At 36.8% G+C, this 7,288-nt stretch carries 6 protein-coding genes; 3 read left to right on the top strand and 3 right to left on the bottom strand.

The annotated features are described in order from the left end of the window. Window positions 1–492 precede the first annotated feature (492 nt). Window positions 493–1,224, top strand: coding sequence for an SIMPL domain-containing protein (locus Q7P05_RS08115; protein ID WP_303931546.1), 732 nt, complete (start codon window positions 493–495; stop codon window positions 1,222–1,224). Here the strand turns inward: Q7P05_RS08115 and Q7P05_RS08110 are convergent. After that, window positions 1,205–1,951, bottom strand: coding sequence for a ubiquinone/menaquinone biosynthesis methyltransferase (locus Q7P05_RS08110; RefSeq protein WP_303931544.1), 747 nt, complete (start codon window positions 1,949–1,951; stop codon window positions 1,205–1,207). The two genes, Q7P05_RS08115 and Q7P05_RS08110, sit on opposite strands and share 20 nt — an antisense overlap. Window positions 1,952–2,304: 353 nt before the next feature. On the opposite strand from Q7P05_RS08110, the gene sstT reads away from it, so the two are divergent. Both sstT and Q7P05_RS08100 read left to right on the top strand, forming a co-directional pair. Further along, window positions 2,305–3,525 (top strand): serine/threonine transporter SstT, encoded by a 1,221-nt coding sequence (sstT, locus tag Q7P05_RS08105; RefSeq protein ID WP_303931542.1) that lies wholly within the window; start codon window positions 2,305–2,307, stop codon window positions 3,523–3,525. 227 nt (window positions 3,526–3,752) lie between these two features. After that, window positions 3,753–5,270 (top strand): NAD(P)/FAD-dependent oxidoreductase, encoded by a 1,518-nt coding sequence (locus tag Q7P05_RS08100; protein WP_303931540.1) that lies wholly within the window; start codon window positions 3,753–3,755, stop codon window positions 5,268–5,270. Window positions 5,271–5,351: 81 nt separating this feature from the next. Here the strand turns inward: Q7P05_RS08100 and Q7P05_RS08095 are convergent, their stop codons facing one another. Both Q7P05_RS08095 and Q7P05_RS08090 read right to left on the bottom strand, forming a co-directional pair. Next, window positions 5,352–6,008, bottom strand: coding sequence for a peptidase (locus tag Q7P05_RS08095; RefSeq protein WP_303931539.1), 657 nt, complete (start codon window positions 6,006–6,008; stop codon window positions 5,352–5,354). A 134-nt stretch (window positions 6,009–6,142) separates the two neighbouring features. Further along, window positions 6,143–7,264: an AI-2E family transporter gene (locus tag Q7P05_RS08090; RefSeq protein WP_303931538.1), complete on the bottom strand. Its 1,122-nt coding sequence runs from the start codon at window positions 7,262–7,264 to the stop codon at window positions 6,143–6,145. Between the last annotated feature and the right edge of the window lie 24 nt (window positions 7,265–7,288).

Raw genomic sequence — 7,288 nt, 5'->3', positions numbered from 1 at the left:
ATATGTTCAATCATATGATTGATTACCTATCATTGTTCAGTTTTCAAAGATCTGTTATCAGTTTCACGCTTTAGTGAAGCGCCATCTGACGACTTGATTATAATAACATGTGAGCACTTTCATGTCAACACATTTTATAATTTTTTTGAAGTTCTTTCGAACTTCAAAGTGTATTCCCACACTCATTAAGAAACAGTCGTTCGAACGACTGTATGCATATTATAGTATAACAAAAAAATAATGGCAACCCCCAATTCTCAATTTCACACCACTTTCATTGCACATTCATTTTTCAATCTAAAACTAAAGATTGATTTTATACAATCTATTTTGTATAATGTAGCTGTAATATAGACTCTTTCACTTATGTAGTTATATAGTTATATACTATTTAATACTATATTTTAATTTTGAATTAGCTCTATATTTCAGTTTAGTCTTTTATTATAGTAGTTATAATTAATACTATAATAATGTGTGAGGAGATTGAGTATGAAATTATCCAAACGTTTATTATCCAAAACAGTTGCTATTGCTGCGGTATGTGCAACTATGGCCACTGTAGCCTTTGCTGCACCACAAGGTACATTTGATACCTCAGAAATTCAAATTACAGGCGAAGCCTCTCGTTCTGTAGCACCTAACTATGCGATTTTAACACTTGGTATTACTAGTGAAAACACTAATATCAATGCTGCAAAATCCAATAACGATCGCATCATGAGTGATTTAATCAGTAAGTTAGGTCATTTAGGTATCGACAAAAAAGATATTTACACATCTAATATTTCTATTAACCCTACAAGTGATTATCAAGACGGCAAACGAATCAACACTGGTTATAGTGTAGCAAATCGTGTGACTATAAAAATCAACAATCTTGATAATGTAGGAAAGGCTGTTGACGCTGCTGTTAGCGCTGGTGCCAACGATATCAATAACCTTTCATTCCAAAATGATGTATCTCAACAACTGTCTGATTCTTTAACTACCGAAGCAATTCAAGACGGTCGTCATAAAGCTGAGGTTATTGCTGCAGCCCTTGGTCGTACATTAGGCCCTGTAAAAACCGTTTCTATCAGCACACCACAAACAACCTCTATGGACTCTGGTTCCTATCGTAACGCCGTTATGTTAAAAGCGTCTCTCGAAACTGCGACTCCTGTTGAAAAAGGATCATTAGTAGTTTCTCAAGACGCTAATATTACTTATTATTTACAATAGAATTTTCTGGTACCACACCTTCGTGGACCGCTACAATGCCGCCTGTCAATTCATGATAGGTGGCATTTTCATATCCTAAAGATTTCCAGATTTCAAGAATCTCGCTTTGATGAGGATATCTGCGTAAGGATTCTGGCAACCATGCATAAGAGGAATTATCCTTACTTAACTTACCTATAATAGGTAATATATAAGAGAAGTAGAAATTGTATAACTGTTTAAAACCAAACATGCTAGGTTTAGCCAATTCTAGCACAACTACTTTTCCACCTGGTTTTACAACACGTTGCATTTCAGATAATACTTGTTTAATATCAGGCACATTACGCATTGCAAATCCGCTCATAGCCGCATCAAATGTATTATCTGCATATGGTAATGCCATTGCATCACCTTGAACAAGATTAACTTGATCTATTAAACCTGCATCTTCAATACGTACACGACCTTGATCAAGCATTTCACTATTAAAGTCTAATGCCTCCACCCTTAATGTTGGTTCTTGACGCAATGCTTCCTTTGTAAATACACAAGTACCACATGCTACATCAAGCACACGTTGGTGAGGACCGATATTCATTGCTTTTACAGAGAATTTGCGCCAATAATAATCTTGTCCAAAGCTCAAGACTGTATTCATCAAGTCATAATTTTTTGCAATATTAGAAAAAACACCTTGTACAAATTCTTCTTTATCGGCATATGTTTTAAATTCTTTAGTATTCATTATGGTCCTTTCACTAATCAAGAACTATATTCAAACTCTTTACTCGCATAGTATATCATACTATGCAACCTATCAAAAGAATCCTATTATATATACTATATATAGTAACTATGTAATGAGCACATATTTAGTTAAAACCATATACTCACTACTATGAAAGCTATCATATTGCAAAATAAATATTATTATCAGTCATAATAAATCTAATATCATTATATATCATTATATATAAATATCTATGATATTCTCTATTGCCACCATGCTATGTTCGTTGTATAATGACATATGTCCATGACGAAAAGATATCTTTTCCATGGTCTTTTATTAGTTTTTATTAAGTATTGGAGTGTACTATGAATCGATTTGTAAAAACAATCAATAGAGTCAGTCTAATCCAACAAATTATCATAGGTTTGATTATTGGTATTTTGACAGCTCTATACGTGCCAGATGTGGCAAATGAATTAGCTTTATTAGGCGTTCTCTTTGTTGGTGCTTTAAAAGGGATTGCACCAATCCTCGTATTCTTCCTTGTTATTGCAGCCATCAGTAAACACCGTTCTGGTCAAAAAACAGGAATGGGCTCTGTAATCACATTATATTTATTAGGTACATTCCTTTCTGCAGCGCTTGCTGTAGTCGTAAGCTTTATGTTCCCTACTACATTACACCTTGCAGCTAGTGCAGCCGATGCAGCTCCACCACAAGGTATCGTAGAGGTAATGAAAACACTTTTAAAAAATATTGTTGATAATCCAGTAAAAGCCTTGATGACTGCTAACTATATCGGTATTTTAGGCTGGGCACTTATTATCGGTGGCGCTTTACGCCATGCACCAATGAATACTAAGGAAGTAATGGAGTCTATCGCTCAAGCTATTACAACTGTAGTAGGTTGGATTATCCGCTTTGCTCCTCTTGGTATCATGGGTCTCGTAGCTGACTCTATTGCTACTAACGGTATTGAAGCTTTAATTGGTTATTTCCAATTACTCGTATTACTACTTGGTTCTATGATTTTCGTAGCATTAGTAGTAAACCCACTTCTATCTTTTGTATATCTTCACCGTAATCCATATCCATTGGTTTTCAAATGTTTACGTGAATCTGCAATCTACGCATTCTTCACACGTAGCTCTGCTGCAAACATCCCTGTTAACCTCGATTTAGCAAAACGTTTAAAACTTAACCCTGATATGTATTCCGTATCCATTCCATTAGGTGCAACAATCAACATGGGTGGTGCAGCGATCACAATTACAATCATGACATTAGCTGCTGCCCATACACTTGGAATCGTTGTAGATATCCCTACAGCAATCCTCTTATCTGTTATTGCTACTATCGGTGCTTGTGGTGCTTCTGGCGTTGCTGGTGGTTCCCTACTTCTAATTCCTCTTGCTTGTTCTCTATTTGGTATCTCCAATGACATCGCAATGCAAGTTGTAGGTGTAGGCTTCATCATTGGCGTTTTACAAGACTCCACTGAAACAGCACTTAACTCCAGTACAGATATTCTCTTCACTGCTACTGCAGATTATGCAAAACGTGGCTATCACGAAAACTGGGATTAAATACAATTTTACAATCATACTAAAGACGGTCTTTCGGGACTGTCTTTTTTTGTATTTGAAAGTCATAAATAATAGATTACTATACAACTTATAAATATATTCATTGTATAATATAAAAGCAAACTCTGAAAATTAAACGATATATCTATATTGATTTTATTCAATATAGTGTTATAATAGAGTTAATGATAATAACTATTAATTGATATAAATAGAAAGGAATCAACATGAAACAATATGATATTATTGTCGTCGGTACAGGTGGCGCTACAATCGTAGCTGATGCTGCTATCAAAAAAGGGTTAAAAGTAGCCATCATAGAAAAAGGTAAATTTGGTGGTACATGCCTAACTCGTGGTTGTATTCCTACAAAAGTTATGGTTACAGCAGCTAATGCGATCCAGGAAGTGGAAGAATTCAAAAAAATCGGTATTAATGTTGGTTCTGCTACTATGGATTGGGATACTGTATCAAAACGTACCTGGCATAAAATCGACGAATCTGCTGGCATTTACGATTATTACAATGCATATGACAATGTAGACGTATATCGTGGTGCAGCAAGCTTTATATCCGATAAAGTAATGAATATTCATCTCAACGATGGTTCTGGCATTGTAGAAATTACAGCACCAACGATTATTCTAGGTACTGGCGGTTATAGTAATGTACCAAATGTACCAGGTCTTCAAGAGGCAGGTTTCCTTACTAGTGAAAGCCTCTTTGGCGATAAATTCCCTAAACAACCATACAAATCTCTTGCAATACTCGGTGCCGGTCCTATCGGTGTAGAATTTGGTCATGTATTTGATTCTGCAGGTACTGAAGTTACCATCATTCAACATAATGTACGCCTTGTACCTAAGGAAGATGAAGAGATGTCCGAACACCTTCTTCAAAACTACCGAGCTCGTGGTATTAATGTAATCTTAAACCAAGACACTGTTGAAATCCGTCAAGAGGACGGCCTTAAGGTAGTAGTAACAAAAGATCGTACTACTGGCGAAATCACAGAAACTAAGGTTGAAGAAATCCTCGTAGCTGCCGGTATCCGTCCTGCTGTGGAAGAATTGCACCTAGAAAATACGGGTATCGAAACTTTACCAAAAGGCTGGATTAAAACAAACGAGTTCCTTGAAACATCTGTTGATGGCATCTATGCCTTAGGGGATGTAAATGGTGAACCAGCATTCCGTCATCGTGCGAACTATGAAGCTGATATTATCGCCCACAACCTATACTTTGCTAAAAACGAAGAAGATTTCCGTTGGGCACGCTATGATACATTGCCAAAGGTTACCTTCTCCTACCCTGAGATTGGTAGCGTAGGTCTTACTGAAGCAGAAGCTATTAAAGCTGGTTACAATGTAGGTGTAGGTAAAAACTACTACTCCTCCACAGCTAAAGGCTACGCAATGGGTATCAACCCTGGCGATGTGAATGACGGCTTTGTAAAAATCGTGGTAGACAAAGATACTAACCATATCCTTGGTATGCATGTAACAGGCCCTCAAGCGTCTATCCTATTCCAACCATATGTAAACCTTATGAACAGCGGTGTAACTCCGTTGACAGCAATTAATGAAGAAATCGCTTCTGAACGTACTAAACGCTTACGTGAAAAAGGTATTACTCGCGAAATGGATCCTAAATCCGTTATCACTGTAGGTGAAACTATGAGCCCTCACCCTTCTCTTGTAGAGGTCATCATGTGGACACAAGTATACTACGAAAATCGTTGGTAATAATAAATATATAACCATTATATAAATAAAAGAGCTGAAGATTGTATCTTCAGCTCTTTATTTATAATATCGCTAAATGGATTAACGACCCATATCAATAGTGTTGTCCCAAATGATATTTGTTCTACGACCATCAAAACCTTGGTCTGGTTCAGGAGGTAATTTACTGGATTTAGATTGACCTACATATGCTCCTGTTTCCGCATCTACAGTGACTACAACTTTTTTACCATCTTGATGCATTGTCATATAGTATAGAATCTTGCCTTCATGAGCTTCAATTTTCCAGCCTTTTACAACTGCATCAGCACCAAGCTGTTGTTTCGCAACGCGCTCAGCTTGAGCTGCTTCGATGACTTTATCTTTATTAAAGATTTCACCGATAACTTTCTTAGGTTTGCCACCTTCATCCATATCAGATGTATTACCAGTGATAACGTCGATTTTCATCTTATATTGATGATATTTACTATAGCCTACTACTTTGTAACCATAGTTCAAATCATTAGAGTTAAGCTCTACAGAATGAAGTGCTGCATTCGGAAAACGATTTTGGAAAATAGTACCAATTTTACTCATAGTCATAACCATGGATTCCCCTGGTGCACGTTGTACAGAAATATCAGTACTTGTTTCTGGTTTTGTTTTACGTGCATCTGCTACACTAGGTGTAGCAACGGACAATACGCCAACTGCCAATACACCAGTTAATGCCATAGAAATCAACTTTTTATTCATTACATATCCTCCTACTATATACAATGCTTTCACCTATGGTAAAAGCCATCTGTATACTAGAATTACTATAATTTTGTGCTATACGCAACAGCACACAAAACATACATAAATAGATATATTATTTAGACAATATACTATAAACCTTCATTCGATGCAAGTCGATCGTTTACATCAGTCATAAGCAATTTGTAACATGTTGCCACCAAAGGTACGCCAATCAACATGCCAGTGACCCCCATTAAACTACCACCTACGATAACGGCTGCAAACACCCACAAACCAGGTAAACCAACGGAATTACCTACAATCTTGGGATAAATAAAGTTACTTTCAATTTGATGAAGCACCTCTAAGATAATCACATAGATTAATGCATCCATAGGACTAACAGTAAGTAAGATAACTGCGCCTATAACGCCCCCTACATAAATACCTAGCAATGGAATTAATGCAGTAAGACCAATAACACAGGCAATCGTAGTAGCATATTCGATATTAAAGGCCCACAATGAAAAGCCCACCATAATACCTAAAATTAAGGCATCTATAAACTGGCCTACAAAGAAGTTACTAAAAGTTTGAACGGCTACACGAGTCACGTAGCTAACACGATTAACCCACTCATCCGATGCATAGGCTTTTAAAATCCGTTTGCCTTGCATCATAAGGCGTTCTTTATCGAGCAGCATATAAATGGCAAAAATCAATCCTAGGCCTATATTTAAAGTCCAAGATAAGGCTGTCCCCATCGCATTAACTAGGTAGGTACCACCCTTTGTGCCCCACTCGCGAGTATATTTAACAACACTTTCACCACTCAACGTATCCATAAGAGTTTGATTGGAGGCCATTGGAATGGTTTCTGTAAAGTGTTGCATCCATGTTTGGAAGTCTGTATATAACTGCGGTGAAGAAGCAACAATAATTGACATAGAATGGATTAATTGTGGAATCGCCATACGGGCAATAAAATAAACGATAGCACTGATAGTAACAAAGGATAATACAAGACTTAAAGGTCGTCTAATTTTATCTTTCCAACCAGTTTTACTCTTAGGCCACAGCCACCGTTCATAACGCACAACGAGAATATCCAGGACAAATGCTATACAAGCACCGACTATAAGTGGAACAAAGGCAGTGATAATAGCATCAATAGCATTAGCAATATCGCTGATGCGTAGCGCCATCATGATCATAACGCCAGCCAGTATAATGGCCCCTATAAGCGGTTTGTAATATTTAAATCGTTTCATATATAACCTACTTTACTATACTCA

The organism is Veillonella dispar, assembly GCF_937975875.1.
GTDB classification, from domain to species: domain Bacteria; phylum Bacillota; class Negativicutes; order Veillonellales; family Veillonellaceae; genus Veillonella; species Veillonella dispar_B.
The sequence above is the reverse complement of the archived record's forward strand: the minus strand, read 5'-3'. Positions and strand labels throughout refer to the sequence as shown.

Excerpts from the sequence above, each read along its gene's own strand:
- Q7P05_RS08095 (WP_303931539.1), bottom strand. The coding sequence starts at position 6,008 with ATGAATAAAAAGTTGATTTCTATGGCATTAACTGGTGTATTGGCAGTT.
- Q7P05_RS08115 (WP_303931546.1), top strand. The coding sequence starts at position 493 with ATGAAATTATCCAAACGTTTATTATCCAAAACAGTTGCTATTGCTGCG.
- Q7P05_RS08100 (WP_303931540.1), top strand. The coding sequence starts at position 3,753 with ATGAAACAATATGATATTATTGTCGTCGGTACAGGTGGCGCTACAATC.
- Q7P05_RS08110 (WP_303931544.1), bottom strand. The coding sequence starts at position 1,951 with ATGAATACTAAAGAATTTAAAACATATGCCGATAAAGAAGAATTTGTA.
- Q7P05_RS08090 (WP_303931538.1), bottom strand. The coding sequence starts at position 7,264 with ATGAAACGATTTAAATATTACAAACCGCTTATAGGGGCCATTATACTG.
- sstT (WP_303931542.1), top strand. The coding sequence starts at position 2,305 with ATGAATCGATTTGTAAAAACAATCAATAGAGTCAGTCTAATCCAACAA.